The sequence below is a fragment of the Staphylococcus sp. HMSC34G04 genome (assembly GCF_001838765.1).
Classification (GTDB): domain Bacteria; phylum Bacillota; class Bacilli; order Staphylococcales; family Staphylococcaceae; genus Staphylococcus; species Staphylococcus epidermidis.
Window position 1 is genome coordinate 1 of the sequence record NZ_KV838736.1, and the last position, 523, is coordinate 523.

General features: G+C 26.4%; 1 protein-coding gene. It reads right to left on the reverse strand.

Annotated elements, in window-relative coordinates; translation table 11 throughout:
• Positions 1–200: 200 nt before the first annotated feature.
• Positions 201–353: a hypothetical protein gene (locus tag HMPREF3241_RS12960; protein WP_002485176.1), complete on the reverse strand. Its 153-nt coding sequence runs from the start codon at positions 351–353 to the stop codon at positions 201–203.
• Positions 354–523 lie beyond the last annotated feature (170 nt).

Below are 523 nucleotides of genomic sequence, written 5' to 3' on the forward strand. Positions count from 1 at the left end.
TTACATGTTTTTTAACTTTGCAACAGAACCATTAGTTTGGTATTCTTACTATAAAACAGGAAAAAATACCTCATTCCAGAACACGGTGTTTGGTTAGAACCTAGTATAGTCGCACCATATTCATACGTTAACAAAGACGATGTTAAACACAACGGATTTAAATTTGTAGATAATAAATGGTAATTGTTTAAAGACTAAATCTATTGAGGTTTAGTCTTTAAATCTTTAGAACAGCCATTTTTATTTTCTTCTTCTCCTTTTACTTTCTTTTCTTTATAGTCATAATAGTAATATTTAAAAGAACCATTTTCCTTATCTCTGTACTCTATTAAATAGTTTCTATCACCTGGCAAATTACCAAAACTTTTTTTAATTTAACTTCTTCTTTCGGTTTTTTTTCAACATTAACCAAATATGAATAAACTTTACTCTCTGTATATTCAAACTTTATAAAAAAACAATAAACCTAATATCAATGGAACTATTAAAATAAAGGTTCTGTTGCAAAGTTAAAAAACATGTA